This window comes from Ensifer sp. ENS09, assembly GCF_014852425.1.
In the GTDB taxonomy this organism is placed as follows: Bacteria; Pseudomonadota; Alphaproteobacteria; order Rhizobiales; family Rhizobiaceae; genus Ensifer.
Genome location: NZ_JACVBP010000004.1, coordinates 250369 through 276294, shown reverse-complemented (window position 1 = coordinate 276294; position 25926 = coordinate 250369). Strand labels below are relative to the sequence as shown.

The window sequence follows — 25926 nt, the reverse complement described above, 5'->3', positions numbered from 1 at the left end:
ACTCGGGTTTTCAGAGGCCCATAGCCGCGAGATCCGCGACCGTGTCCTTGTTGATCGGTACGAGCTGGTCGACGATGATGTTGCGATTTTCGAAGTCCGGCTTGACCTTGCCGAGACCTTCGATCTCGTCACCGTCCTTGACCTCCTCGCCCTTCATCAGCTTGTCGGCGAGCGTGACGAAGACTTCGCCGGCCTGTTTCGGATTCCACATGAAGCCGCCGGAGATCGCGTCGGCCTTCACCAGCTTCTGGCCCTGGCCGGGCGAGAAGGGACCGAGCACGAAGATCTCGCCGACCTTGCGTCGTTCCTCGACGGCGCGGCCGGCGCCGATCGGGCCCTGGCTGCCGAAGGCAAGGAAGCCTTTCAGGTTCGGATGCGCCGAAATCAGATCAAGCGCGGTCGACCGGCTCTTGTCGACGTCTTCCGCCACGCCGTAGCGATCGCCGACCAGCGTCATATCCGGGTGGTTCTTCTTGATGTAGGCGATCGCCGCATCGGCCCAGGCATTGTGAAGCGGCACGGTCAGCGAGCCGACGAACACGGCATATTCGCCCTTGCCACCCATCTTTTCTGCCAGCAGCTTGCCATGCGCCTCACCGAAACCGGTCGAGGATGCAAGCTCGAAGTCCCAATCGGCACCCTTCTGGCTCGGGGATTCATGGGTAATGACGATGATGCCCTTTTCCTTGGCCTTGGTCAGCACCGGCTCAAGCACCTTGGCGTCGTTCGGCACCACGCCGATGACCTTCACACCTTGGGCGATGAGATCCTCGATGGCGCGGACTTGAAGCGCCGGGTCGGCGCTGGTCGGGCCGACCATGAAGGCGTCGATACCGAGCTTCTGGCCGCGCTCCTTGATGCCGGCTTCCATGGCGTTGAACCACGGAATGCCGCCGATCTTGACGACGACGCCGACCTTGCCGGCATCCTGCGCGAAGGCTGCCGCCGAACTCGCAAGCGCCAGCGATGTCGCCAGGGCGGCGACGAGAATTTTCCTGATCATGTTCTCTCCTCCACTCGTTCCCATAGGGGGAACGCGCCCGGTCGCCTCGGCGCCGGCCTCCAGTTTCAAATCATCACTGGCGAAGTGTTCCTCGCCTCCCTGAAACGCCGCCTCCTCAGACGACACCATCAAATTTGCACAATCGATATTTCTTGTTTGCACAATCGATGGTGCAAGAACTATTGTGCAGACTTAATCTTTCGTCAAGGGGAAATCGGCACTAAAACCACGAGGGGAGAAAACGATGGCCAGCAGCAGCAAGAAGAAAGCGACGATCTACGACCTATCGGTGTTGTCGGGAAGCTCGCCCTCAACCGTAAGTGCGGTTCTGAACGGCACCTGGCAGAAGCGCCGGATCAAGGAAAGCACCGCGGAACTGATCCGCAACCTGGCCGAGACCCACCAGTACACGGCCAACCGCCAGGCGCGCGGGTTGCGCAGCTCGCGCTCCGGCTTGATCGGCCTGCTGCTGCCGATCCATGACAACCGCTACTTCTCGTCGATGGCGCAGACCTTCGAGGCGCATGTCCGAAGCAAGGGCCAATGCCCGATCGTCGTCAGCGCCAGCCGCGACCCGGAGGAAGAGCGCAAGACGGCCGAAACGCTGATCTCCTATTCGATCGACGAACTGTTCATCTGCGGCGCGACCAACCCCGACGGCGTGCACGAGGTCTGCGAGGCAGCCGGCCTCAAGCATATCAATATCGACCTGCCCGGCACGAAGGTGCCCTCCGTCATCAGCGACAACTACGAGGGCGGGCGCATGCTGACGGAAGCGATCATCCGTCACTTCCAGGTGTCCGGTCCGCTTGCGCCGCACGAACTCTACCTCTTCGGCGGCCGCAACGACCACGCCAGCCGCGAACGTATCCGCGGCTTCCGCGCCGTCAAAAGCGAACTTCTCGGCGCCGATCCGGACGAATGCATCCAGCCGACGGGCTATGCGCCGAACAATGCTCGCCTCGCCTTCGAGGCCTTCTACGAGAAGCACGGCAAGCTGCCGCGCGGCCTCTTCGTCAACTCGTCGATCAACTTCGAAGGCCTGCTACGTTTCATGGCCGGCCACCCGCACGAGAATTTCGCCGACCTTGTCGTCGGCTGTTACGACTACGACCCCTTCGCGTCCTTCCTGCCCTTCCCAGTCATCATGATCCGCCAGGACGTCGAGGGCATGATCACCAAGGCCTTCGAGGTCATCGAAGACGCGCGCGCCCAGCCGCGCATTCACCTGATCCAACCCGAGCTGGTGCAGCCGCGCACGGCGCTGACAGGCCCGCTCGACGCGTTGAAAGACATCGAATAGCCTCGGACACCACCGATTCCGCGGTCGCCACGACATCAGACAGAAAAATACTCTGTACATTACATTAAAATCATCGTATTCATTGGTCATGGATGACGTTGATAGAAAAATCGTCGAAATTCTCGCTGACGATGCGCGGCGATCGCTGACCGATATCGGCGCCGCGGTGGAATTGTCGCCGTCGGCCGTCAACGAACGCATTCGCCGGCTCGTCGCCAGTGGCGTGATCCGAAATTTCACCGTCGAGGTCGATCACCGCGCGCTCGGCCTCGACGTGCTCGCTTTCGTCTGGGTCGGCCTTGCGCCGGACGCGGACGAGGAAGCGTTCCGCAGCTTCATGGCCGGCCATCCCGCCGTGGGGGAATGCCACCATGTCACCGGCGCCTGGTCCTATTGCGTCAAGGTGCGGATGCCGTCGCTCAGTGACCTCGAGCCGTTCCTTGCCGAAATGAAGCAACGGCGGTTCCTGGCGCGAAGCGAAACGGTGATCGCGCTGTCGACCGTGCGGGAAAGCCTGACGACGATCGCGCCGCGCGCCTGACGGACGCGCAAACTGCTGCAACTTTCTTGTTTTGCCGGGCAGGCACCGTCCTTGAAGCGGATCGGTACGAACATGCCGCGGCCGGAGCCCTATGCCATGTCCACATTGCTGTTTGAAAAAAGCCTGCTCGTCGGCCTCGCGGTCGCAGCTCCACTTGGCCCCATTGGGGCGCTCTGCATCAACCGCACGCTGGAGCGCGGCTTCTGGGCGGGCGTGGCCGGCGGCCTCGGAACGGCTGCCGCCGATGCGACCTATGCGGCCCTTGCGGCAATCGGCTTTGCCGCCTTTGCCGCCGTGCTTTCGATCATCGCCATGCCGCTCGGCCTTGCCGGCGGACTATTCATGATCTGGCTCGGCTGGAGCGGATTGCGGCCGAAGCCGGTGACGGCGGCTGCCGATGTCGGTGGACGCGATCTCATTCGCACGACCATCGCCACCTTTTTCCTGACGATGACGAGCCCGGCGACGATCCTCTCCTTTGCCGCAATCTTCGCCGGCCTCGGCCTTGCCGAAGCGGGCGACGCGCTCAGCGCTGCCGTCGTGGTCCTGGGCGTCTTCCTGGGATCGCTCGGCTGGTGGTTTTTCCTAAGCGGCGGTGTTGCGATCGCCCGGTCGCGACTGCCTGACAGCTTCGTCGTCTGGGTATCGCGCATTTCGGGGCTGGTCCTGATCGCCTTCGGCATCGTTGCCATCGGCGCCGCCGCGAGGGGGCTGCTCTAGGGCCTGTCGACGCAGCCCTTTACCGGCTGCGTCAATCACTTCGGCCCTGCAACCTCGTCAGGTCGCGGGCTTCACCGCCTCCACGTGCCACCACCTGGGTCGGGCAGTGCGAAAACTGTGGCTCTTCGGGATCAGATCGACGGCATTCGTCTTGTCGAACGCGCCGAGCAGAAGGGCAACCACCGGCGCATCGTCGATCGCGCCGAGACTGCTGCCGCAGGACGGGCAGAAGGCGCGGCTGGAATAGTCCGAGGAACGATAGACCGATGGTGCGCCGCCCCGTCCAGTCCAGGTCACGGCTTCGCTCGGAAATTCGACCCACGCCAGGGTCAAGGCTCCCGAATGGCGCTGGCACATCTTGCACGAACACGTATGCGGTTTGCCGGCTGTCCCTTGCGCCTCGAACCGGATTGCGCCGCAAAGGCATCCGCCCGTGTGCGGCTTGAGCCTCTTGGCAACGGACCGCGTCATACTTACCTCCAGTTGTAGCTTCGAATCGGCGCCAGTATAAACATCCGCGACCAAATTGGAGGCATCCATGCGTGTAGTTCGGGCGGGCGGCGGCCTGGCCGCATGACGCCAAGGGTGCGCCGATCCCCGGCGGCCCGCATGCCTATCCGGAACTCGCGGCAACCGGCCTATGGACGACGCCAAGCGATCTCGCCCGCTTCGTGCTTGCGATCCGTGCCGCGGCAAGCCACACGCCCGGCGCGATGCTGACGCCGGTGAAATCCGACTACGGCCTTGGCTTCAGCCTGCGCACGACAGCCGGCGCTCACAGCTTTTCCATAGCGGCAGCAATGCGGGCTACGAAAACATGCTCGTCGCTTCTTTCGGGAGCGGCGACGGTGTCGTGATCATGACCAACGAGCAACAGGGCGGCGAACTGGCGAACGAGCTCGTCCACAGCGTTTCCGTCGCCTATGGCTGGCCTGATTACCGCAGCATCGAAAGGCCGAGCATTCCGGTCGCCGCCGACAGGGCGGCAAAGCTCGCCAGCGAGTATCAGGTTCTGCACCGAGGCACGTTCTCGATTGCCGACAACGACGGACAGTTGACCGTCTCCTTGAAGGAAGGCGTCAGCGAGCCGCTCTATGCGATGTCGGCGAACACCTACTTCGTGCTTTCACGGGACATGCTGTTCCATGACGACAGCGGGCCGACGCCGAAGGGCCGGAATCTCCGGCGCCTTCGAGATGGACTTCACGAAGACCCCGTAACCGCAGCAACGTTTGTGCCGCTTTCGCCCAGGCGCCGGCTCAGTAGAACCACGCGCCGATGTCGCGAAACGCGCGTTTGCTCTGATCGCGCCTGTTGCCGTCCCGCGCCGCCGGGTCGTCGCCGATCGGCAGACTGAAGCCGAAAGGCTCGGCCGGCACGCCGCCGCGATCGCACCAATAGGCATCGAGGTCCGCCCTCATCATGCGGCGCCGCTTCAAGCGGCGGCGGTTGATGACGTGCTTGTCGTTCGAGACCGCAAAGACGTGGCCCACGTGGCCTTCCGTCACCAGGCCATTGAGGACGAGCAGCGCCGCATCCTTCGGCCGGAGCCCGCCGAGATCGCGCGTTGCCGTGATCAGTGCTCGCTTGGCCTCTTCGCCCTTCGGCCCCTGCATTCCGCCGATGGCGAGACTATAGCTGTCTCCCTCGCACCGCACGAAGACGAAGCCGACGGTGCAGAGCGCGTAGCCGTCGCTCTGCCGGCGCAGCCGGATTGCGAAAGCCCCCTCGTGGCGGGCGCCACTATGGTCGGCCAGTTGCAGCTGGATGCGATAATTCTCGCTGCGACCGGAAACCGTGCCCATCTCCAGGGTGCTGCCGCGCCAGAGCGCCATCAGCGACCGGCGCGAAAGAACCTCGCTTGCGACATCGAAGTGATTGAGCAGCAGGTCGAGCCTCGCAGCCGACGACGCGCCGTGCAGGAAGAATGTCGGGATCGATTTGCGCACGAGGTCGTCATGCGGCAAGCCGAGTCGGTAGCGCTCGGAGAACTCTCCGAGAAAGCCGATCCAGCGCGATGTCAGGAGCGGGTGGCGCGCAAACCGCATGGAAAAGACGACTGCGCGCTTCAGGCTCACTCTCAGGCCGAGCTTGAGCACATGGCCGGTGAGTGACGTTTTCTCTCCTGAACTTTCACCGACGACGGGCGCAGAAACCGACCGGTCCGAAGGCGCCAGCGGCTCGCCGATGAATGCCTTGCCGTCGACCGGCAATCGCAGATCCGCGCTGTATTCCTGCCTGAATTCCAGGGACATGGTGCTATCCTTGAGAGCAAACGCTGCTGGCCGAAGGACTCGGCCGAGCTCAGGTTTGCCCGGGCACTGTCAAGGATTTGCGGAGAACCGGTGGGCAATTGCACACCGGTTCCATACACGCGCAAGGATGGTCACGCGTCGAAGTTCCGGCCGGACAAGAAACGAAAATTTGCGCAACGCTGCAGCAACGCCGGTTGCTCAGAGGGCGGGTTCCCGCGGCAGGACGAGCGTGATTACGGCGCCGCCGCCGGCGCGCGCGGCAAACTCCAGCCGTCCACCATGCGCCTTGGCGATCGCCTGGACGACGGAAAGCCCCAGACCCGTTCCGCCCGTCGCGCGCGATCGCGAGGCGTCGCCGCGCCAGAACAGGTCGATCGAATGGGTCGAAACGTCGTCAGGAAGACCGGGACCACGGTCCAGCATCCGGACAAAAGCCTCGTCGACGCCCCGTCGCCCGGTCTCGCAGCGCAGGACGCGGCCGTCTGCGGCGTAGCGCGTGGCGTTTTCGATCAGCGCCAGTAGCGCCTGGCGCAGGCGCTGCGAATCGCCCGAAACCCGCACCGGCTCGAGCGCGACCTCCACCGACATGCCAACCGAGCCAAGCAGGGTGTTCGACGCGCCAAGCACCTGGGTCGCCTCGACGGCGAGATCCACCGGGTGGCGCTGGGTGACCAGCTTCTGTCCGGCGGCAAGCGACAGGGTGCGCAGGTCCTCCACCAGCGCGGAGAGCCCCTCCACCTGCAGCAGCAATTGCCGCACCCTCTCTTGCTCAAGGGGAAAAACGCCGTCGGCCATTCCCTGAAGGTTGCCCTGCAGGATCGTCAGCGGCGTGCGCAGTTCATGCGCCACGGCCATTGTGTTGAAGCGGAGCCTGTCTTCCATGCTTTCAAGCTCGGCCGCCAGTTCATCGAATGTTTTCACGAGAGTAGCCACCTCCTTGGCCCCCTTGCGGATCGAGCCGACACGCACCGCAAAGTCCCCGGCCCGGAGGTCCTGTGTCGCCCGTGCCAACGCTTCAAGCGGGCGGCTGATCTTGCGTGCCAGCCAGTAGCCGACCAAGCCGCAGAACGCGACGGCAATGCCCCCGAAACCGAGAATGAGCTTGTCGACTTCCCAGTTCCCCCACTCCTCGAGCTCCTCCGTGCTAGCCAGCAGGACCTGTAGCGAGTCCGGCGACGGCACCTTGCCGCTATTGAGATCCTTGTAAGCCTCGACCGCCTTTGCCGGCATCCTATCCAGCAGTTTTGCCTCCAGCTGCGACTCCATGGAGTTCACACCGCCGTAGACGATGACGACGCTGAACACGAGCAGGACGACGATCACCAGGGCGGTCAGGATACCCAGCGGAAGGCGCGACAGGCTGACTTTCATCTTGGCTCCACGAAGCGATAACCGACGCCGCGCACGGCGCTGAAGAAGCCGCAGGCCCCGAGATCTTCCAGCTTGCGCCTGAGATTGGCGATGTGGGTGTCGACCGTGCGGGCGAGCGCGTCGCTGTCCGGCAGGCAGGCGTCGAGGATATCGGCGCGATCGAAGGCATGCGTCGGGCGGCGGATCATGTGAGCGAGTATCCGGAATTCGCTGAGCGTCAGCGGCACCGACTGGCGATTGCCGGCTTTTTCGACGAAGGCGACATGGGCGTCGAGATCGACCTCGACACTCTCGAAGCGAAGCACGGTTGCGCCGGCGCCGTTGCGGGTGCGGCGCAGCACCGCGTTGACGCGCGCCACCACCTCCTGCGGGTTGAACGGCTTGATGACGTAGTCATCCGCTCCGAGCCTCAGTCCGGTCAGCCGGTCGAGATCTTCCGCCAGCGCCGTGACCATGATGACCGGCGTGTTCCCCTCGCGGCGAAGGCGGGCGAGAACCTCGAATCCGTCGAGCTTCGGCATGCGAACGTCCAGCAGCACCAGGTCCGGCGACAGCACCGCATGGTGGGTCAGCGCCGTCTCGCCGTCGGCGGCACGCACCGTCCGGAAACCGTCGCGCACGAGATACGCATCGAGGATCTGCGCAATCTCCGGCTCGTCCTCCGCCAGAAGGATGAGACCCTTATCGACCATGTACTAACTCCCTGGAGCTGATGTTGTGATCAGCAGCTTATGTGACGAATGAGCTCGCGTTGCAATTCATCCGCGTGCCCCGATCGACGCTTCGCCGGCCCTCCGGGTAGAGCTCCGGACAAATCTTCGCCGTTTCTTGACAATTGGCGGCGGACGGCCGGCGCAACCGGCAAAACAGGCTTCTCTACCGCCGGCGAAATGCGAAGCCGCCCGTTAAAGAGTGCTGGAGACTTGCATTCCCGCTTGCCGTTTTGCACTCGACCAGAAGGTGCATCCGCCAGCCATCTGATCTTGCGCATCAAGCACTCCCCGTTCCTCGACGCAGCCTTGACAGAGCGGAGCAAGTGTCCGGCCCACACATTCCGACAACTTGCGAGCGACCGCATGTCCAGCCTTTACTCATCCACGGCGACTTCCTCAAACAGCAGCCGATGGCCGCGCCCCAATCCCCGTCTCTGGCCGGGGCAGGCACGGGCCCGCCTCGAACAGCAGCCGATTGCGGCTGCCGGCGCGCTGACCATTTGCGCAGCTTTCGTCTTCATGGCCTTTCCCGGCATCGATCTTGCCGTCTCGCGCTGGGCCGCCTTCGCCAGCGGCGACTTCCCGCTCTCGCGGGAGCCGGAGCTGCGCGCCCTTCGTGACCTCAACCGTATCCTGCCGGTTTTCATTCTGCCCTTCGTGCTGGCACTTCTGGTTGCGCAAGCGGTCGCGCCCCGCCCCTGGCTGCCCCGCCCGCACAAGGCGCTGTTCTTCCTGACCTTCTTTGCGGTCGGGCCGGGGCTCCTCATCCAGGCGCTGAAGCGACTGATCGGGCGGGCGCGCCCTTATGAGATCACCGATTTCGGCGGCAGCCTGCCGTTTACGCCGGCCTGGCAAGTGTCTGGTGCCTGCTCGCGCAGTTGCTCCTTTGCGTCAGGCGAATCCGCCACCGCGATCGCGCTCGTGGCGCTTGCGCTGCTGCTGCCGGTTCAATGGCGGCGAACGGCGATCATCGCCCTCGTCCCCCTCGTCCTCGCCTTCTCGCTGAACCGGATCGTGTTCGGCGCGCATTATCTGTCCGATGTCGTTCTGGCCTGGTGCCTGATGCTGTGGCTGATGGCGTGGCTGTGGGCCGTATTTACCGAAAACGGCGAACGGATCGATGCCGCCGTGATGCGCCTTTCGCGCCGAAGCGCGCCATAGAGCGCCCGCGAAACCGGCACAGCTTCAACGCGGAAAGACGAGTTCCACCGTCGTTCCGCGCCCCGGCTGCGAGAGAATGCGGGCGTCGCCGCCACTTTGCCGGACAAAGCCGTAGACGACGGCAAGGCCAAGGCCGGCGCCGCCCTCCTGGTCGCGGGTGGTAAAGTAGGGCTCGAACGCCTTGTCCACCGCCTCCGGCGACATGCCGATCCCCGCATCGGTCACGGAGACGACGACATCGGCCCCGGCGCTGCCGGCGTGGATCAGGATCGTGCCACCGAGCGGCATCGCCGCGGCGGCGTTGAGGCAGAGATTGAGGATCGCCTGCTCGAAGAGTGCTGCATCGAGATGCACGTTGGGCAGGCCGTCGGCGATCTCGAAGGCGAGCCGGCATTTTTCGCCGACGGCAATTTCCAGCACGTCGGCCATGCCGCGCAGCACCGCGCCGATTTCGAGCGCCCCCGGCTGAAGCGGATGCTGGCTGCCGACGGACAACATGCTCGAGGCAAGCGAGCGCCCGCGATCGGCCGCCTTGCGAATGCGGGCGATATGGCGTTTCTGCCGGTCGCTGAAACCCGTTTCGCGCTCCAACAACCCCAGGCTGCCCGTGATGATGCCGATCATGTTGCCGACCTCATGGCTCACCTGGTGGGTCATGCGCATGATCCCGTCCAGCCGCTGCGCCTTGGCTGCCTCGGCCTCCTGGCGGTCGATCTCCGTCACGTCCCGCGCCAGCAACACGATACCCCGGTCCGGCTGCCGCGACAGCGAGACTTCGGTCACCCGGCCCATACCGGATCGATGGCGCAACACCAGCCGGTCATCGAGCGAGCCCGCCTCCCGATCAGCGGGCAAAAGGGTCGGGTCGATCTCCGGCATCGAACTGACGAACCGGCGCAACGGCAACTTCCGCGCAGAGCCCGGCCAGCCAACGAGCTCCATGACGCGCCGGTTCATCGTGATCGGTTTGCCATTCGGGTCGAAGAGCGCAATGCCCTCGTTCATGTTGCGGAAGGTCGAGCGAATGGTGCGGGCCGCCGCTTCGGCGGTACGGCGGAGCCGCGACACGCGCTCGACGCTTTCGCGAAACGCGCTGAAGGCTTCGAGCAGCCGCAAGAACTCGGTCTCCGTCCCGTTGTAGCTCGGCGTGTCGACATCACGGCGCCCCTGCGCAAGCGCATTCATGCCCTTGGAGAGCGAGACGATCCCGCGCGATACCCGCATGACGGAGCGGATCGAGAAGATCGCCATGACGAGCACGAGCAGCGAGGAGACCGCGACGATGACGAGCAGGCGGCTCAGCGCGTCGGAGGTCGAGGCGAGATCCTCGTTGAGCCCTCGGGCAACGGCCTCGCTTTGTGTTTCCGTGGCATGCGAGAGATCGCGAGAGACCGTGTGCAGCCGCGCCACCGCGGCGCGGATGGCGAACATTTCCAGAAGATAGTGGGTCTGCGCCTCGAACACCCGCTCATAGGGCGTCAGCTCGGCAGCCGAAATCCGGCTATCGGGCCCGGCGGGCGCCAGACGGGGCGTCGTGACGGCAACGTAGCGGCGGCGCAGTTCGCCAAGCTGGAACAGGCTGTCGGAGTTGGACGCCGATTGCACGATCGCATTGAGGCTCTGGCGGACCTCCGAGTTGGCAATGCCGTTGCCGGTGGCGATCTCTCCAAGTGCTGCTGCCGCATCGGCCTTGTACTGCTGGGCCGAATCCGCGTCGGCGGCAAGTGTCACCGTTTGCGTGCGGATAGCATCCAGCAGCTCGACGATGTGGGCGCTGGCAAAGCCGTCGACCGCTGTCTTGCCGACCTCCGGCGCCATCGTTTGAAGCAGGACGTCGACCTGCGCGACGACCGAACGGCTTTCGCTCGACACCCGATAGGGCGATGTTGCGTTCATCAGGAACGGCGCGCTGGACACGAGGTCAGACACCTGACGCGAAACCAGCGAGGCCTTGGCGAGGCTCGAAAAGGCCTGCAGCCCGTAGGCCGCCATCTCGTCACGCGCCCGTTGCAGGCCGAACACGGCGACCGTTGCCAGGCTGAAGACGAGGACGCAGATGAAGACGATCGCAAACGGCAGGCGGAAGGCGATCGACGAAAGGAACGGGCGGCTGATCACGGCCGGACCTCGCCGTCGTCGGTATCCAGCACATAGCCTTTGCCGCGCCGCGTCTTGATGTGGCGCGGCAGGTCCGGATTGCGCTCGATCTTGCGCCGCAGCCGGAGCACGAGCACATCGACGTTGCGGTCGATGTAGCGATCGCTTTCGGCGCCCAGCCGATCGAGGATGTGGGCGCGGGTGACCGGCGTGTTCGGCGTTTCCGCGAGGATTTCGAGAAGCGCGAACTCGGCGCTGGTGAGCGACCGGGTCGCGTCGGAAAGGCAGACCGCGCGCCGGCTCTTGAGATCGATCGACCAGTCGCCGAGCTTCAGCGCCGCGGGCTCGTGCTCGCGCTCGATCTCCCGCTCCGGCTTCAGCGACGGGTAGGTGCGTCGAAGAACGGCCTTGATCCGGGCCGTGAGTTCGATCGGCTCGAACGGCTTCACGACATAATCGTCGGCGGCCGTCTCCAATCCCAGCACCCGGTCGGCCGCACTGCCTGCCGCCGTCACCATGACGATGCCGATATTGGTGCGCGCCCGCAGTCGCTGGGCAAAGGTCCGGCCCGATGTTCCAGGCAGGTTATGGTCGACGAGCACCAGGTGCACCGTTTCCCGCTCGAGGACGATGGCGGCAGCCTCCGCCGAAGGCGCCGTCAGCGGCATCCAGCCTTCGGCCTCCACCAGATCGGAAACAAGCTCCGCCATGTCCGGATCGTCCTCAACGATCAGAATCCGTATTCTCTCACTCAGCATGCACGTCCTCCCGTCGCCATCATAGGCGGGGCTGTCCCAATGATCAAAGCGGCTCGCGTTATGCGCATTGTCACATTTGTAATCTTTGTAATCTTGAAACGGCAAAGCCGCATTCGTGTTGTAAGAACGGTAACCATTCTGCGGGTTGCGACCCGCGGGGAATACCGACATCCTGATTGCGGAGATTGGGGCGGCAGCGCTCCAAATGGGAGGACATCTTGAGAGGCATCACCGCTATCGGCGCGGGCGTGGCCCTGTGGCTGTGCGCCGCCACGTCAGGCATGACGGCACCGGCGCTCACCGTACTTTGCGGCGTCGACGAGGCGTGGTGCGCGACGATGAAGGCCGCGTTCGAGGCGAAGTCGGGCATCGAGGTCGCCATGACCCGAAAGAGCAACGGCGATATCCTCACCCAGATCCGCGAAGAAAAGGACGCCCCGACCATCGATGTGTGGTGGGGTGGGACCGGCGACACCCATCTGCAGGCGGGATCGGAGAACCTGCTTGAAACCTACCGCCCGGCGCATGAACGCGACATGCTGCCCTGGGCACAGAATTTCTTCGCCATCTCCGGCGGACGTTCGGCGGGCATTTATGCCGGGGCGCTCGGCTTTGCCTACAATGCCGACCTGCTGCATGCGCTGAAGCTGCCAGCCCCAACCTGCTGGAAGGATCTCGCCGACAAGGCCTACCGCGGCCGTATCCGCAGCGGCAACCCGAACTCGTCCGGCACAGCCTTCACCACGCTTGCAACGCTGGTGCAGCTCTTCGGCGAGGACGAAGCCTTCCGGTTCATGGCGGCGCTCAACCGCAACATCGACCAGTACACCACGGCCGGCTCGGCCCCCGTCAAGGCGGCGGCACGCGGCGAGACCCTGATCGGCATATCCTTCATGCATGACGCGGTAACGCAGAAGCAGGCCGGCTCGCCGCTCGTCATCGTCGCTCCCTGCGAAGGGACGGGCTACGAAATCGGCGCCGTCAGCATCGTCAAGGGCGCGCGTCATCTGGAAAACGCCAAGAGCTTCGTCGACTTCGCACTCACCCCGGAAGGCCAGGGCACGGGTGCGGCCGCCGGCCAGAACCAGGTCCCATCCAATGCCCGCGCCGAGCTGCCGCCGGCCGCACCCGACATTTCGCTGATCAAGATGGTCGATTTCGACTTCGCCACCTTCGGCTCGCCGGACGAACGAAGTCGACTGCTCAAACGGTTCGACGCGGAGATCGCCGCGACGAACTGAGCGCTCCGCGGGAGCCTAGTAGTCCGCAGTACCGAAATCGTGAACGTGCCGCCCGGCGGGCAGGCCGATGGCCGCGCCATGCCCGTTCACACCCAAGTTTCAAACAGGCAACAGGAGGATGCCCCAATGAAAACAACGACGCTTTCCCTCATGCTTTTTGCCGGCACGGCGCTTGCCGCCCTGCCCGCCCAGGCCGCCGGCAGCCTCAACCTCATCTGCTCCGCAGACGTGGTGATCTGCGAACAGATGACCGGCGACTTCCAGAAGGAAACCGGCATCAAGGTCAATATGGTCCGCCTGTCCTCGGGCGAGACCTATGCCAAGATCCGCGCCGAGGCGCGCAACCCGAAGACCGACATCTGGTGGGGCGGCACCGGCGATCCGCACCTGCAGGCGGCATCGGACGGCCTGACGCTCGAATACAAGTCGGCAATGCTCGACCAGCTCCAGGATTGGGCGAAGAAGCAGGCCGAAGGTTCCGGTTATCGCACCGTCGGCATCTATGCCGGCGCGCTCGGCTGGGGCTACAACACCGAGATCTTCTCGAAGAAAGGCCTGAAGGAACCGAAGTGCTGGGCCGACCTGCTCGACTCCTCGCTGAAGGGCGAGATCCAGATGGCCAACCCGAACTCTTCCGGGACTGCCTATACCGCGCTTGCCTCGCTGGTGCAGATCATGGGCGAAGACCAGGCATTCGACTATTTGAAGAAGCTCAACGGCAACATCGCGCAGTACACCAAGTCCGGCTCGGCGCCGGTGAAGGCGGCTGCACGCGGCGAAGCCGGCCTCGGCATCGTCTTCATGCACGACGCGGTGGCCCAGACCGCCGAAGGCTTCCCGATCAAGTCGATCGCGCCTTGCGAAGGTACGGGCTACGAGATCGGCTCGATGTCGATCATCCGTGGCGCCAAGAACCTGGACAGCGCCAAGGCCTGGTACGACTGGGCACTGAAGCCGGAAGTGCAGTCGCGCATGAAGGACGCCAAGTCCTTCCAGCTGCCGTCCAACAAGTCGGCCGAGGTGCCGAAGGAAGCGCCGAAGTTCGAGGACATCAAGCTGATCGACTACGACTTCGCCACCTTCGGCGATGCCGAGAAGCGCAAGTCCCTGCTTGAGCGCTGGGACCGCGAAGTCGGCGCCAGCGCCAACTGATCGCGGCTTGAACGGTTCGGCCGGGTGATTGATCCGGCCGATACCGCCCAACGGTCCCAACCGTCATTCTTTGCCTCCGGCACGTGCCGAGGCGATGTGACGTCACATCATCTTTCATTTCAAATTGCGCGAGGACCGTCATGGAACATCGCAACCGCAGGCTCGACCTGACACTCCGGCTCGGACTGGCCGCATTCTTGGCTGTCCCCTGGTACCGCATCGAAGGCGGCTTCTTCGGGCTCGGCTGGCTTGCCGATTTCCCCGGCGATCCGGCCGTTGCCCCCGGCCTGATGCAGATCTTCGCCCACGGCCGGCCATGGCTGATCGTGGCGCTGGCGCTGCTCGGCATCTGCGTGGCAGCGCGTTTCGTCCGCGATCCCGCGCGTCGGGGCCTCCTGCTTGCCGTCGCCGGCGCAGCGGGCGTTCTCTATCTCGCTCTCCAGGGGCTGGCGATCGGCTTTTCCGGCTGGACCTGGACGATCAGCGAGACGCTATTCGGCACGCTTTCCGATGGTCAGCCGTCGATGGGAGCCGGCGCCGTGCTGATGGCACTCACCTTCGTTCTTCTATTCGCCTTCGGACTTGCGGAGCGCGGCGTGCTCAAGGGCGACGCCTTCATCGTCGCGGCGATTTCCCTGCTTGTGACCCTCGTCATCGTCTTCGTCTTCTATCCGGTCGGCAGCATGTTCGCCGCATCGGTTCAGGATTTCGACGGCTCTTTCAAGCCGGATGGTTTCATCCGCAATATCCAGGACGCCTCGATCTGGAGCCTGAGCTGTGTCGTCGGCGAAGGCCGGTGCGGCGTCGCCTGGCGCACCCTGTGGCTGGCGCTGATGACGGCGTCCGGCTCGACGCTGCTTGGCCTTGCCTTCGCGCTCGTCGCCACCCGCACCCGCTTCCCCTTCAAGAAGGGCATGCGGCTTCTGACGGTGCTGCCGATCATCACGCCGCCCTTCGTCATCGGCCTGGCGCTGACGCTGCTCTTCGGCCGTGCCGGGGTCATCACCGAATTTCTCTCGGATGCCTTCGGCGTCGAACCGGGCCGCTGGCTCTATGGCCTCACCGGCATCTGGATCGCCCAGGTCCTTTCCTTCACTCCCATCTCGTTCCTCGTTTTGATCGGCGTCGTCGAAGGCGTCAGCCCCTCCATGGAAGAAGCGTCGCAGACGCTGCGCGCCGATCGTTGGCGCACCTTCTGGACCGTCTCGCTGCCCTTGATGAAGCCTGGCCTCGCCAACGCCTTCCTCATCGGCTTCATCGAAAGCATGGCCGACTTCGGCAATCCGCTGGTGCTCGGCGGCAGCCATGGGGTGCTTTCGACCGAAATCTTCTTCGCCGTCGTCGGCGCGCAGAACGATCCGTCTCGCGCGGCCGTGCTCGCCATCATCCTGCTCTGCTTCACGCTCACGGCCTTCGTCGCGCAACGTTACTGGCTTGCCGGCAAGAATTATTCGACCGTGACCGGCAAAGGTGACTCCGGCGCCCACAGCGCACTGCCGCGCTCGATCTCGATCGGTGTTCACGCCATCGTCATTCCCTGGATGATCTTCACCGTCGTCGTCTACGGCATGATCCTCTTCGGCGGCTTCGTGAAGACCTGGGGCCTCGACAACTCGCTGACGCTCGACCACTACGCCAAGGCCTTCTCGATCTCCTTTGCCGACGGCGCGATCGCCTGGACCGGCGTTGCCTGGAACTCCTTCTGGACGACCATGGAGATCTCGCTGATCGCAGCGCCCCTGACCGCCATGGTGGGTCTGCTGACGGCTTACCTGATCGTGCGCCAGCGCTTCGCCGGCCGTGACGTCTTCGAGTTCGCGCTGATGCTGAGCTTTGCCATTCCCGGCACCGTCATCGGCATCAGCTACATCATCGCCTTCAACCTGCCGCCGCTGGAAATGACCGGCACGGCGTTGATCCTCGTCGCCTGCTTCGTCTTCCGCAACATGCCGGTCGGCGTGCGCGGCGGGATTGCGGCGATGAGCCAGCTCGACAAGAGCCTCGACGAGGCATCGCTGACACTGCGGGCAACGAGCTTTCGCACCTTGCGCAAGGTCATCCTGCCGCTCTTGAGGCCGGCCATCGTCGCAGCGCTTGTCTATTCCTTCGTCCGGGCGATCACCTCGATCAGCGCCGTCGTCTTCCTCGTCAGCGCCGAGTACAACATGGCAACCGCCTACATCGTCGGCCTCGTCGAAAACGGCGAATTCGGCGTGGCGATCGCCTATTCCTCGGCCCTCATCCTGGTGATGATCACCGTCATCACCGGCCTGCAACTCCTCGTCGGCGAACGCAAGCTGAGGCGCGAAAACCGCGTCCTCGGCGCCGCTCCGGCCCGTTCGTCCAACACCATCTCCCAGGAGAAAACCGCATGAGCACCTCCATGAACACCCCGCGCACCGGCTCGGTCGTCTTCCAGAACGTGCGCAAGCAGTTCGGCAGCTTCACCGCCATCCACGACCTGTCGCTCGCCATCGAGCCGGGCACGCTGGTGACCCTGCTCGGCCCCTCCGGCTGTGGCAAGACGACGACACTGCGCATGCTGGCGGGCCTCGAACATCCTTCCGCCGGCCGGATCCTGATCGGCGGCAAGGACGTGACCATGCTGCCGGCCAACGAACGCGACGTGTCGATGGTCTTCCAGTCCTATGCGCTGTTCCCGCACATGTCCGCGCTCGACAATGTCGCTTACGGCCTCGAATCCTCGGGGATCAAGAAGAAGGAAGCCCGCGAGCGTGCAGAGGAAGGCCTGCAGCTCGTCGGCCTTGGCGGTCTCGGCCAGCGGCTTCCGGCAGAACTTTCCGGCGGCCAGCAGCAGCGCGTCGCCGTTGCCCGCGCGCTCGTGCTCGAACCGCAGGTGTTGCTACTCGACGAACCGCTGTCCAACCTCGACGCACGTCTGCGCCGCAAGGTGCGCACGGAAATCCGCGAGTTGCAGCAGCGCCTCGGCTTCACCGCCGTCTACGTCACCCACGACCAGGACGAGGCGCTTGCCGTTTCCGATCGCATCATCGTCATGAAGGATGGTGCTATCGCGCAGCAAGGTGCACCGCGCGACCTCTATGAGGCGCCCGCCTCCACCTTTATCGCCGACTTCATGGGCGAGGCTAACGTGCTGCCCTGCGAAGTGACCGCGGCTGATGCCGGCCAGGCGACGATCCGCATCGGCGGATTTGAGCACCGCCTGCCCTCCAAGAGTGCCCGGCCGGGTCCGTCGAAACTCGCCGTAAGGCCCAACGCGGTGACGCTGACGCCGGCCAAGGGGGCTGCCCTTTCCGGCACGATCAGCAGCGCCGCCTATCTCGGCGGCCACGTCGAATACGAGGTCGAAACGCCGGCGGGTCTGCTCTTTGTTGTCGATCAGGCGGTGGAGGAAATGCTATCTCCGGCAACGGAGGTCGCCATCGGTTTCCGCAACCGCGGCCTGGCTTTGATTGACGCATGACTTTGCACAACTGGATACGAGAAGGACACTTGCATGACTGCTGAAATTGCCGGCCTCGACGCCCGGTTCGCGCTTGCCAAATCCATGGCTGAAGAGGCTGGCCGGCTCGCCTACGATTACTTCCTGAAGCGGGAAACGCTCGTCATCGAGACCAAGCGCGACGCGCACGACGTCGTGTCGATCGCCGACCGCAACGTCGAGACGCTGATCCGCGACAAGATCGCAGCCGCGTTTCCTGATGACGGCGTGCTCGGTGAGGAGCATGGTCTTCTCGACGGAACCTCCGGCTTCACCTGGGTGCTCGACCCGATCGACGGCACCACGCCCTTCGTCAACGGCATGCCGAACTGGTGCGTCTCGATTGCGGTGGTCAATGCGGAGAAGCCCGTTATCGGCGTCATCCACGCACCCTGCCATCAGGAAACCTATGCCGCGGCAACCGGCCGGGGCGCAACGCTTAACGGCAAGCCGCTTCGTCTCGACGGTACCCGCACGATCCGTAACGCCGTCACCGGGCTTGGCGCCAACGACCAGGTGAAACCGGGCGAGATGGGCGCTATCGTCGAGCGCCTGCTTTCGGACGGCGGTAACTTCATGCGCAACGGCTCCGGCGCGCTGATGATCGCCTATGTCGCCGCCGGCCGCCTCGTCGGCTACTACGAGCCTTACATGCATGCCTGGGATTGCCTTGGCGGCTATTGCCTGGTGGCCGAAGCCGGCGGCTGGACGCTGCCTTTCCCGGCGCGCGGCGAGGCGCTGACGCATTGGGCGCCGGTGCTGGCGGCAGCACCCGGCGCCGTCGACGACCTGCTGAAGGTCGCCCAGCTCGACCGGGCGGCAGCCTGATCACCCCTCAGTCGAGCCGGTCGGCTTGTCGGGCTTGAAGCCCAGCAGGCCGCCGAGCTCCATCGGGAACGGAAAGATCACGGTCGAGTTCTTCTCGCCCGCAATGACGTTCAAGGTGCTCAGATAGCGCAACTGCATGGCCTGAGGCTGCCGGGCGAGGATCTCGGCAGCCTCGAGCAGCTTGGCCGCCGCCTGCTGCTCGCCCTCGGCGTTGATCACCTTGGCGCGCCGCTCGCGTTCGGCTTCGGCCTGACGGGCAATCGCCCGCACCATGCTCTCGTTGATGTCGACATGCTTGATCTCGACCGTCGCCACCTTGATGCCCCAAGCATCCGTCTGGCTGTCGAGGATCTTCTGGATATCGTCGTTCAGACGGTCGCGCTCGGCCAGCATTTCGTCGAGGTCGTGTTTGCCGAGCACCGAGCGCAGGGTCGTCTGCGCCAGCTGGCTCGTCGCCATCATGAAGTCCTCGACCTGGATCGTCGATTTCTCCGCATCGATCACCCGGAAGTAGATCACGGCGCTGACGCGGACCGACACGTTGTCGTGGGAGATGACATCCTGGCTCGGCACATCCAGCACCCGCGTCCTGAGATCGACCCGCACCATCTGCTGCACATAGGGCACAAGCAGGATCAGCCCCGGCCCCTTGACGCCGGTGAACCGGCCGAGCGTGAAGACCACACCTCGCTCGTATTCGCGCAGGATCCGGATCGAATAGGCGATAACGAGAATGACGAGCACCAACAACGCGGCAAAAGGAGCAAGGCTCCCGAACATGTCCATGACCATTCCTCCATTCCGGGCGCCTTCACCGCGCCCTCACCGGATCCGCGGGCGCTATGTCTTTGGCCCGTCCCGGATCACTTCGAGCGTCAGTCCGTTTCGCGCGATGACCTTCACATTCTCGCCCCTCGACAGCGTCTCCGCGCTGACGGCCTGCCAGCGCTCGCCATGGGCGATGACGGTACCGGCCGCGCCCGTCCAGTTCTCGACCGTGCCGGCAAGGCCGATCATCTGTTCGCTGCCGGTCACCACCACATGGCGGCGCGAGCTGAAGGCGAGCCGCGCGACCAGCAGACTGAAGCCAAGGCTTGCAACCGCAAGCGCCGTAAGCACAGACCAGGAGACCCCAAAATCCGGCGTATCCGTGTCGAAGAGGATGGCCGCGCCCAAGACCAGTGCAAAACTGCCGCCGGCACCGAGCACGCCGAAGGATGGCGAATGCGCCTCGGCGACCATCAATCCGATCCCGAGCATGATCAGCCCGATTCCGGCATAGCTGACGGGCAGCACCGAAAGCGCATAGAGCCCGAGCAGCAGGCAGATACCGCCGATGGTTCCCGGCGCCACCGACCCCGGCGACAGGAACTCGAAGATCAGGCCGTAGATGCCGATCATCATCAGGATGACCGCGATGTTGGGATCAGTGACCACCGAAAGCAGCCGGGTGCGCCAGTCGGGCACGAAGTCCTCGGTCGCAAGACTTGCCGTGTCGAGCACGATCTCCCGCTGCCCGACGCGCACCGTCCGCCCGTTCGCCTGCTTCAGCAGATCGGCAACGTCGGTCGCAGTGAAATCGGCTACCCTCTCCCGAACGGCCGCCCCGGCCGAGAGGCTTGCAGCCTCGCGCACCGCCTTCTCGGCCCAGTCGGCATTGCGACCACGCAACTCCGCCAGCCCGCGGATATAGGCCACGGCATCGTTGACCATTTTCGCCTCGGCAGGGCTCTGCGCCGCCGGCTGGTTGTCGCCGTCCTTGCCGGTGTCGCCGTCCTTACCCTGACCGAACATGTCGCCGCCGATCGCGATCGGCGTCGCCGCACCAAGGTTCGTACCCGGCGCCATCGCCGCGACGTGGCTGGCATAGAGGATATAGGTGCCGGCGCTCGCCGCCCGCGCACCGCTCGGCGCAACGTAGGTTGCGACCGGTATGGGCGAGCCAATGATCGCGCGGATGATCTCGCGCATCGAGGTGTCGAGCCCGCCGGGCGTATCGATCTGCAGGATCACCAGCGGCAGCCGGCGCTCTTCCGCCTTCGTCAGGCCGCGCCTGACATATTCGGCGGTCGCCGGACCGATGGCGCCGTTGACATGCAGCACCAAGGCGACCCGATCGTTTTCGGCCCGCGGCGAAGCTGGAAACGCGAAGGACAAGATCAACAAAAACAACAGCGTGAGGGTTCGCAACATCCGTCGTCAGAACCTCGCATGCTCGACACCTGCAAACAGGGCCACTCGCCGCATGATAGCACAACACAAGGTTAGGACGAAGCGAAGGCTGCTACTGCACACCCGAGCCCGCAAGTCAGAGCTTGGGACGCCGGCGGCCTCCCGGCTACGACGGGATGACAACGGCGGCGATCGGCGTTATCTGCTAGGTGTTCATTTCGGCGGCAACGCTTCGCCGCCTATTCGAGACCGCCTTCATGGCGCCTTCCGGTTTCAGCAGAACAGGATTTTTGGGTTTGGAGACGACCCTCTACCAGCCGATCAAGAGCTTCCTTGAAACCCGCGGCTATAGCGTCAAGGGCGAGATCGGCGGCTGCGATATCGTCGCACTCAGCGACGACGAACCGCCGCTGGTGGTCGTGTGCGAACTGAAGCTGAGCTTCAATTTCGAACTGATCCTCCAGGCGGTCGATCGCGCCACCGCCGGTGACGAGGTGTGGGTCGCCGCGCGTGTTTCGGCCAAGGGCAAGGGGCGCGAGAGCGACCGGCGTTTCCGCGATCTCTGCCGCCGGCTCGGCTTCGGCATGCTGGCGGTTGCCGACAACGGCATGGTCGACGTCATTCTCACGGCTTCCGCGGTGATGCCGCGCAAAAACAACAGGAAGCGGGCGCGCCTGATCAGCGAACACCGCCGCCGCAAAGGCGATCCGACCGCGGGCGGTGCCACTCGCACACCGATCATGACCGCCTACCGGCAGCAGGCGCTCGCCTGCGCCGCCGCCCTTCAAGCTGGCCAGCAACGCCCGCGCGATCTGCGCCCGGTCGCGCCGGATGCGGCCAAAATCCTGCTCAGCAACGTCTATGGCTGGTTCGACCGGGTCGACCGCGGTATCTACGCGTTGTCGGAACAGGGGGCCGAAGCGCTTCGCCGCTGGCCTCCGCTCGAGACCATAACGGTCGCGAGCACCGAGGCATCCGAAGCATGACCCAGCTTGGAGCTCTCCGGTGAACCCCGCGCTTCGCCTTCTCTACCTTTGCCTCGCATGGCTGATGGTCGGCCTCGGCGTCATCGGCGCCTTCCTTCCGATCCTGCCGACGACGCCGTTCCTGTTGCTGGCGGCCGGGCTCTTTGCCCGCGCCTCGCCCCGGCTGGAGCAATGGTTGCTCAACCACCGGGTCTTCGGTGCCTCGCTTCGGCTGTGGCGCGAAAAGGGGGCGATCTCCCGGCGGGCCAAGACCGGGGCAGTCAGCCTCATGGCCGCCAGCTTCGGCCTCTTCCTCTTCTTCGGCAATCCGAGCCTGTTGCTCGCTGCTATCGTCGCAGCCGCTATGGCGCTTCCCGCGCTGTTCATCCTGACGCGCCCCGCGGAGTAGCCGGGCCCGAAGCCGGCCCCATCCACGCGCCAAACGATACCTCTGTTCTCAAGAAATACTTCACACTCGAAAAGGTCGAAATATTACCCGAAAGCACACGCTATGGGCACACCCATCGATACTTAGTGTTTTTGTAAATCAAAATATACTTCGAACAACTCAAGAACAAAGTTGTACAAATGTGCAATTTCCGCAGCCGCGCATCCTCTCTTGCTCGACCGTTGTTCCGGATCCACGCGATGCACGATCGCGTGATTTTAGACAAAGCGAACGGCCGTGGAAACGTTTCATCGGCCCACATGCCCACCTGCGAAACGCAGATAGACCCCCAAAACTGACGATTGGCGATTGACAAGCCGGTCGGGTTGGCTCCATCTATTGCATTACAAAGGCAGCAATTCCTTAATAAAGGAATATGTGGAGGAGCATATGCCTGACATGCTGGTGAGCTTGTATTCGCCGATCCTCGGTGAACTCAAGCGCAGAACCGAAACCGACAAGGTGACGATCCGTCCCGCCTTGCCGCCGGAAATGGGCCTGGTCGTTGGCTGGGTTCGGGAGAACTTCAGCGAGAACTGGGCGAGCGAGGTGACTGTCGCCTTCACGCGCAGGCCCGTCGCCTGTCTTATCGCGGTTGACGACGGCAAGCTCGTCGGCTTCGCCTGCTACGACACGACCGCACCCGGCTTCTTCGGCCCGACCGGCGTCGATCCCGTCGCCCGCGGCAAGGGCATCGGCGTCGCCCTGCTTTCCGACTGCCTCGACACCATGAAGACGCTTGGCCACGCCTATGCCTTCATCGGCGACGCCGGTCCCGTCGATTTCTACGCAAAGACCGTCGGCGCCGTGCCGATCCCCGCCCCCGACAAGGGGATCTACCAGGGCATGCTGCGTCGCCCCTCCAAATAATTCCAATCCCGGAGCCTCTGAATGTCCTCGACACCCCTCGCCCTTTTTGTCGGTCTTCCGAATCCTACGCTTTCGGACGACGAGTTCGCGCTGTTTCGCGAAACCAACCCGCTCGGCCTCTTCGTCGGCCGCCGCAACCAGCGCGAACCCGGCCAGGTGAAAGTGCTGATCGAGCGCTTCCGCGAAGCCGTCGGACGCGACGACGCACCTGTATTTACCGACCAGGAGGGCGGACGCGTTCAGCATCTCGACGCCGGCCCCTGGCCGCTGTTCCGTTCCTTCGGCGAATTCGCCGAACTGGCCCGCCGTGACTTTGCCCTCGGCAAGAAGGCGCTGCGCCTGTCGAGCCAGGCCATGGGCACGATGATGACCGAGCTCGGCCTGACGAGCGGCTGCTCGCCGGTGCTCGACCTCGTCTTCTCGACGACGAGCTCCGTCATCGGCGCCCGTTCTTTCGGCGCCGACCCGGATTTTATCGCAGCCCTCGGCCGCGAAGTGGTCGATGGCCTGCTTGAGACCGGCAACATGCCTGTTATGAAGCACATTCCCGGCCACGGCCGCGCGACGCTCGACTCGCACAAGGAGCGCCCTGTTGTCGACGCCTCGCGCGAATTGCTGACGTCCACCGATTTCAAGCCCTTCGTTGCGCTTCGCGACACGCCCTGGGCCATGGTCGCCCACGTCGTCTATTCCGCCTTCGACAAGGAGCTGCCAGCGTCCATCTCGCCGATCATGCACGACGTCATCCGCAACAACATGGGCTATGACGGCGTGCTCGTCTCCGACTGCATCTTCATGGAATCGCTGCGCGGCACACTGCCGGAGCGCGTCCGCCAGGTGCTCGATGCCGGCTCCGACATTGCGCTGCACAGCCACGGCACACTCGCGGAAAGCGAAGCGGCAGCCAAGGCAGCAAGGCCGCTGACGGAGGCCGCACTGAAACGCATCGCGGCAGGCAAGGCGCGCCTCGGCACGCTGAAGGTCGATGTGCGCGCAGCCCATGCCGAAGTCGAGGACATCTTCAACAGCGCCCTCGTTGCCTGACCGAAACAAGAAATCCTAGCGATCTAAAAGGGGAACTACCGTGAAAAAATCGCTTCTCGGCGCAGCCACCGCGCTCGCCCTCATCGCCGGCCCTGCCGCGGCACAGACCGTGCTGACGGCCAATATCGAGCCGGCGACCACCTGGGTTCGCAACTTCAACCCGTTCAACCAGACCTCGGCGCGCCAGAGCACGCTCGATTTCATCTACGAGCCGCTGGTCGTCTTCAACCGCTTCGACGGCAACAAGCCGGTCTTTCGCCTTGCAGAAAGCTTCAAGCTCGCCGACGACCTGAAGTCGATCGAGTTCAAGCTTCGTCCGACCCTGAAATGGTCGGACGGCAAGCCGCTGACGGCGACCGACGTCAAGTTCACCTACGACTACCTGAAGAAATTCCCGGCGCTCGACTTCGTCAGCATCTGGACCTTCATCACCGGCGTCGAGGCCGTGGACGCTCAGACCGTGCGCTTCACGCTCGCCAACCCGAGCTCGCTTGCAGCCGAACAGCTGGCGCAACTGCCGATCGTGCCCGAGCACGTCTGGAAGGACATCGCCGAGCCGGTGACCTTCGCCAACGAGACGCCTGTCGGCAGCGGTCCGCTGACCGAAATCCCGCGTTTCACCGGCCAGACCTACGACCAGTGCCGCAACCCGCATTACTGGGATGCGGCTACCCTCAAGGTCGACTGCGTGCGCTTCCCGCAGCTTGCCGACAACAACCAGATCCTGACGGCGACCGCGTCGGGCACGCTCGACTGGGGCGTCTCCTTCATCCCGGACATCGAGAACGTCTACGTCGCCAAGGATCCGGAACACTTCCACTTCTGGTATTCGCCGAGCAGCATGGTCGCCTTCCTGTTCAACCAGGAAACGGCCAATGGAAACAACCGCAAGGCCTTCAATGACGTGAAGTTCCGCCGTGCCGCCTCGATGGCGCTCGACCGCGGCACCATGGTCGACGTCGCCGGCTATGGCTATCCGACGCTGAACGAAGACCCGGCCGGCATGGGCGAGCTCTACAAGAGCTGGGCCGATCCGTCGGTTGCCGCCGATTTCGGCAAGTACGGCAAGTACGATGCAGATGCCGCCAAGGCGCTGCTCGACGAGGCCGGCTATGCCGACAAGGACGGTGACGGCTTCCGCGACAACCCGGATGGCAGCAAGATCTCGTTCTCGATCATCGTGCCGAGCTCCTGGACCGACTGGATCGACACGGTGACGATCGCCGTCGAAGGCCTGCAGGCCGTCGGTCTCGACGCCAAGATCGAGACGCCCGAGGAAGCCGTCTGGACCGGCAACCTGATCAACGGCACCTTCGACGCCGCGATCAACAGCTTGCCGGCATCGGCCTCGCCCTACTATCCCTACAAGCGCGCCTTCAGCGCGTCGGACAAGGGCAAGACCCGCTTCACCTCGCAACGCTGGTTCAATCCGGAAGTCGAGGCTCTGCTGACCGAGTTCACCCAGACGGCTGACCCGGCCAAGCAGAAGGAAGCGATGAACAAGGCGCAGCGCATCGTCGCCGAGAACATGCCGATGATGCCGGTGTTCAACAACCCGAACTGGTACCAGTACAACACCAAGCGCTTCAAGGGCTGGGCGACGGCGGAAAACCCCTTCGTCAACCCGTCGATCACCCGCAACAACCCGGCGCGTCTTCTGCACCTGCTGGCGCTTGAACCGGTGAAGTGACCCCTGATCGAAGGCGCGGCGCCCTTCGGACGATGATCCGGGAGGGCGCCGCATCTCGATCGGCAACGGTGGCGGGCGCTTTTCGTCCGCCACGCAATCGTCCTTGGGGTCCGTCTCCACGGGCGGTTCGA

At 64.2% G+C, this 25926-nt stretch carries 24 protein-coding genes; 15 read left to right on the top strand and 9 right to left on the bottom strand.

Annotation, left to right across the window (positions count from 1 at the left end; all coding sequences use genetic code 11):
- Positions 1-10: 10 nt before the first annotated feature.
- Positions 11-1003, bottom strand: coding sequence for an autoinducer 2 ABC transporter substrate-binding protein (locus IB267_RS21670; protein ID WP_156134040.1), 993 nt, complete (start codon positions 1001-1003; stop codon positions 11-13).
- Between the two features lie 244 nt (positions 1004-1247).
- Here IB267_RS21670 and IB267_RS21665 point away from each other — a divergent pair, with 244 nt between their 5' ends.
- The 3 genes from IB267_RS21665 to IB267_RS21655 all read left to right on the top strand — a co-directional run bounded on the left by IB267_RS21665 (position 1248) and on the right by IB267_RS21655 (position 3567).
- The gene (locus IB267_RS21665; protein WP_192449516.1) at positions 1248-2306 is read left to right on the top strand and encodes a LacI family DNA-binding transcriptional regulator; all 1059 of its coding nucleotides are present in this window, start codon (positions 1248-1250) and stop codon (positions 2304-2306) included.
- Positions 2307-2394: 88 nt separating this feature from the next.
- Positions 2395-2847 (top strand): Lrp/AsnC family transcriptional regulator, encoded by a 453-nt coding sequence (locus tag IB267_RS21660; protein WP_192449515.1) that lies wholly within the window; start codon positions 2395-2397, stop codon positions 2845-2847.
- 96 nt (positions 2848-2943) lie between these two features.
- Positions 2944-3567, top strand: coding sequence for a LysE family translocator (locus IB267_RS21655; RefSeq protein WP_192449514.1), 624 nt, complete (start codon positions 2944-2946; stop codon positions 3565-3567).
- 57 nt (positions 3568-3624) lie between these two features.
- Here IB267_RS21655 and IB267_RS21650 read toward each other — a convergent pair whose 3' ends face one another.
- Positions 3625-4038 (bottom strand): GFA family protein, encoded by a 414-nt coding sequence (locus tag IB267_RS21650; protein WP_192449513.1) that lies wholly within the window; start codon positions 4036-4038, stop codon positions 3625-3627.
- Positions 4039-4207: 169 nt separating this feature from the next.
- On the opposite strand from IB267_RS21650, the gene IB267_RS21645 reads away from it, so the two are divergent.
- The gene (locus IB267_RS21645; RefSeq protein WP_192449512.1) at positions 4208-4924 is read left to right on the top strand and encodes a hypothetical protein; all 717 of its coding nucleotides are present in this window, start codon (positions 4208-4210) and stop codon (positions 4922-4924) included.
- On the opposite strand, the gene IB267_RS21640 is transcribed toward IB267_RS21645, so the two are convergent.
- The 3 genes from IB267_RS21640 to IB267_RS21630 all read right to left on the bottom strand — a co-directional run bounded on the left by IB267_RS21640 (position 4827) and on the right by IB267_RS21630 (position 7885).
- Positions 4827-5822, bottom strand: a complete 996-nt coding sequence (locus IB267_RS21640; protein ID WP_192449511.1) for a DUF535 family protein — start codon at positions 5820-5822, stop codon at positions 4827-4829. The genes IB267_RS21645 and IB267_RS21640 overlap by 98 nt on opposite strands.
- A 198-nt stretch (positions 5823-6020) precedes the next feature.
- Positions 6021-7193 carry an ATP-binding protein gene (locus tag IB267_RS21635; protein ID WP_192449510.1) on the bottom strand — a complete coding sequence of 391 codons (1173 nt, stop codon included), beginning with the start codon at positions 7191-7193 and terminating at the stop codon, positions 6021-6023.
- On the bottom strand, positions 7190-7885 hold the full coding sequence (locus IB267_RS21630; RefSeq protein WP_034790028.1) for a response regulator: 696 nt from the start codon (positions 7883-7885) through the stop codon (positions 7190-7192). Before IB267_RS21630 ends, IB267_RS21635 begins: the two co-directional genes overlap by 4 nt.
- A gap of 384 nt (positions 7886-8269) precedes the next feature.
- Here IB267_RS21630 and IB267_RS21625 point away from each other — a divergent pair, with 384 nt between their 5' ends.
- The gene (locus tag IB267_RS21625) at positions 8270-9067 is read left to right on the top strand and encodes a phosphatase PAP2 family protein (protein ID WP_192449509.1); all 798 of its coding nucleotides are present in this window, start codon (positions 8270-8272) and stop codon (positions 9065-9067) included.
- A gap of 24 nt (positions 9068-9091) precedes the next feature.
- Here IB267_RS21625 and IB267_RS21620 read toward each other — a convergent pair whose 3' ends face one another.
- Positions 9092-11185 carry an ATP-binding protein gene (locus IB267_RS21620; RefSeq protein ID WP_192449508.1) on the bottom strand — a complete coding sequence of 698 codons (2094 nt, stop codon included), beginning with the start codon at positions 11183-11185 and terminating at the stop codon, positions 9092-9094.
- Entirely contained in the window at positions 11182-11922 is a 741-nt protein-coding gene (locus IB267_RS21615) for a response regulator transcription factor (protein ID WP_192449507.1), read from the bottom strand. Before IB267_RS21615 ends, IB267_RS21620 begins: the two co-directional genes overlap by 4 nt.
- A gap of 218 nt (positions 11923-12140) precedes the next feature.
- On the opposite strand from IB267_RS21615, the gene IB267_RS21610 reads away from it, so the two are divergent.
- The 5 genes from IB267_RS21610 (at position 12141) to IB267_RS21590 (ending at position 18606) form a co-directional block, all read left to right on the top strand.
- On the top strand, positions 12141-13163 hold the full coding sequence (locus IB267_RS21610; RefSeq protein ID WP_210335959.1) for an ABC transporter substrate-binding protein: 1023 nt from the start codon (positions 12141-12143) through the stop codon (positions 13161-13163).
- 126 nt (positions 13164-13289) lie between these two features.
- Positions 13290-14315, top strand: coding sequence for an ABC transporter substrate-binding protein (locus tag IB267_RS21605; RefSeq protein WP_192449506.1), 1026 nt, complete (start codon positions 13290-13292; stop codon positions 14313-14315).
- Between the two features lie 140 nt (positions 14316-14455).
- Positions 14456-16690, top strand: a complete 2235-nt coding sequence (locus tag IB267_RS21600) for an iron ABC transporter permease (RefSeq protein WP_192449505.1) — start codon at positions 14456-14458, stop codon at positions 16688-16690.
- Between the two features lie 8 nt (positions 16691-16698).
- Positions 16699-17760, top strand: coding sequence for an ABC transporter ATP-binding protein (locus IB267_RS21595; RefSeq protein ID WP_192450011.1), 1062 nt, complete (start codon positions 16699-16701; stop codon positions 17758-17760).
- A gap of 33 nt (positions 17761-17793) precedes the next feature.
- On the top strand, positions 17794-18606 hold the full coding sequence (locus tag IB267_RS21590) for an inositol monophosphatase family protein (protein ID WP_192449504.1): 813 nt from the start codon (positions 17794-17796) through the stop codon (positions 18604-18606).
- Here the strand turns inward: IB267_RS21590 and IB267_RS21585 are convergent, their stop codons facing one another.
- Together IB267_RS21585 and IB267_RS21580 are read right to left on the bottom strand one after the other, a co-directional pair.
- A complete protein-coding gene (locus tag IB267_RS21585) occupies positions 18607-19392 on the bottom strand; it encodes a slipin family protein (protein ID WP_192449503.1) in 786 nt (261 codons plus the stop codon).
- A 54-nt stretch (positions 19393-19446) separates the two neighbouring features.
- Positions 19447-20799, bottom strand: coding sequence for a nodulation protein NfeD (locus tag IB267_RS21580; protein ID WP_192449502.1), 1353 nt, complete (start codon positions 20797-20799; stop codon positions 19447-19449).
- A gap of 275 nt (positions 20800-21074) precedes the next feature.
- Here IB267_RS21580 and IB267_RS21575 point away from each other — a divergent pair, with 275 nt between their 5' ends.
- The 5 genes from IB267_RS21575 to IB267_RS21555 all read left to right on the top strand — a co-directional run bounded on the left by IB267_RS21575 (position 21075) and on the right by IB267_RS21555 (position 25795).
- Positions 21075-21764, top strand: a complete 690-nt coding sequence (locus IB267_RS21575; protein ID WP_192449501.1) for a DUF2161 domain-containing phosphodiesterase — start codon at positions 21075-21077, stop codon at positions 21762-21764.
- 19 nt (positions 21765-21783) lie between these two features.
- Positions 21784-22152 carry a YbaN family protein gene (locus IB267_RS21570; protein WP_192449500.1) on the top strand — a complete coding sequence of 123 codons (369 nt, stop codon included), beginning with the start codon at positions 21784-21786 and terminating at the stop codon, positions 22150-22152.
- A gap of 429 nt (positions 22153-22581) precedes the next feature.
- On the top strand, positions 22582-23061 hold the full coding sequence (locus IB267_RS21565) for a GNAT family N-acetyltransferase (protein ID WP_192449499.1): 480 nt from the start codon (positions 22582-22584) through the stop codon (positions 23059-23061).
- 21 nt (positions 23062-23082) lie between these two features.
- Complete coding sequence (locus IB267_RS21560) at positions 23083-24105, top strand: glycoside hydrolase family 3 protein (protein ID WP_192449498.1); 1023 nt, start codon at positions 23083-23085, stop codon at positions 24103-24105.
- 40 nt (positions 24106-24145) lie between these two features.
- Entirely contained in the window at positions 24146-25795 is a 1650-nt protein-coding gene (locus tag IB267_RS21555) for an ABC transporter substrate-binding protein (protein ID WP_192449497.1), read from the top strand.
- Positions 25796-25926: the final 131 nt, after the last annotated feature.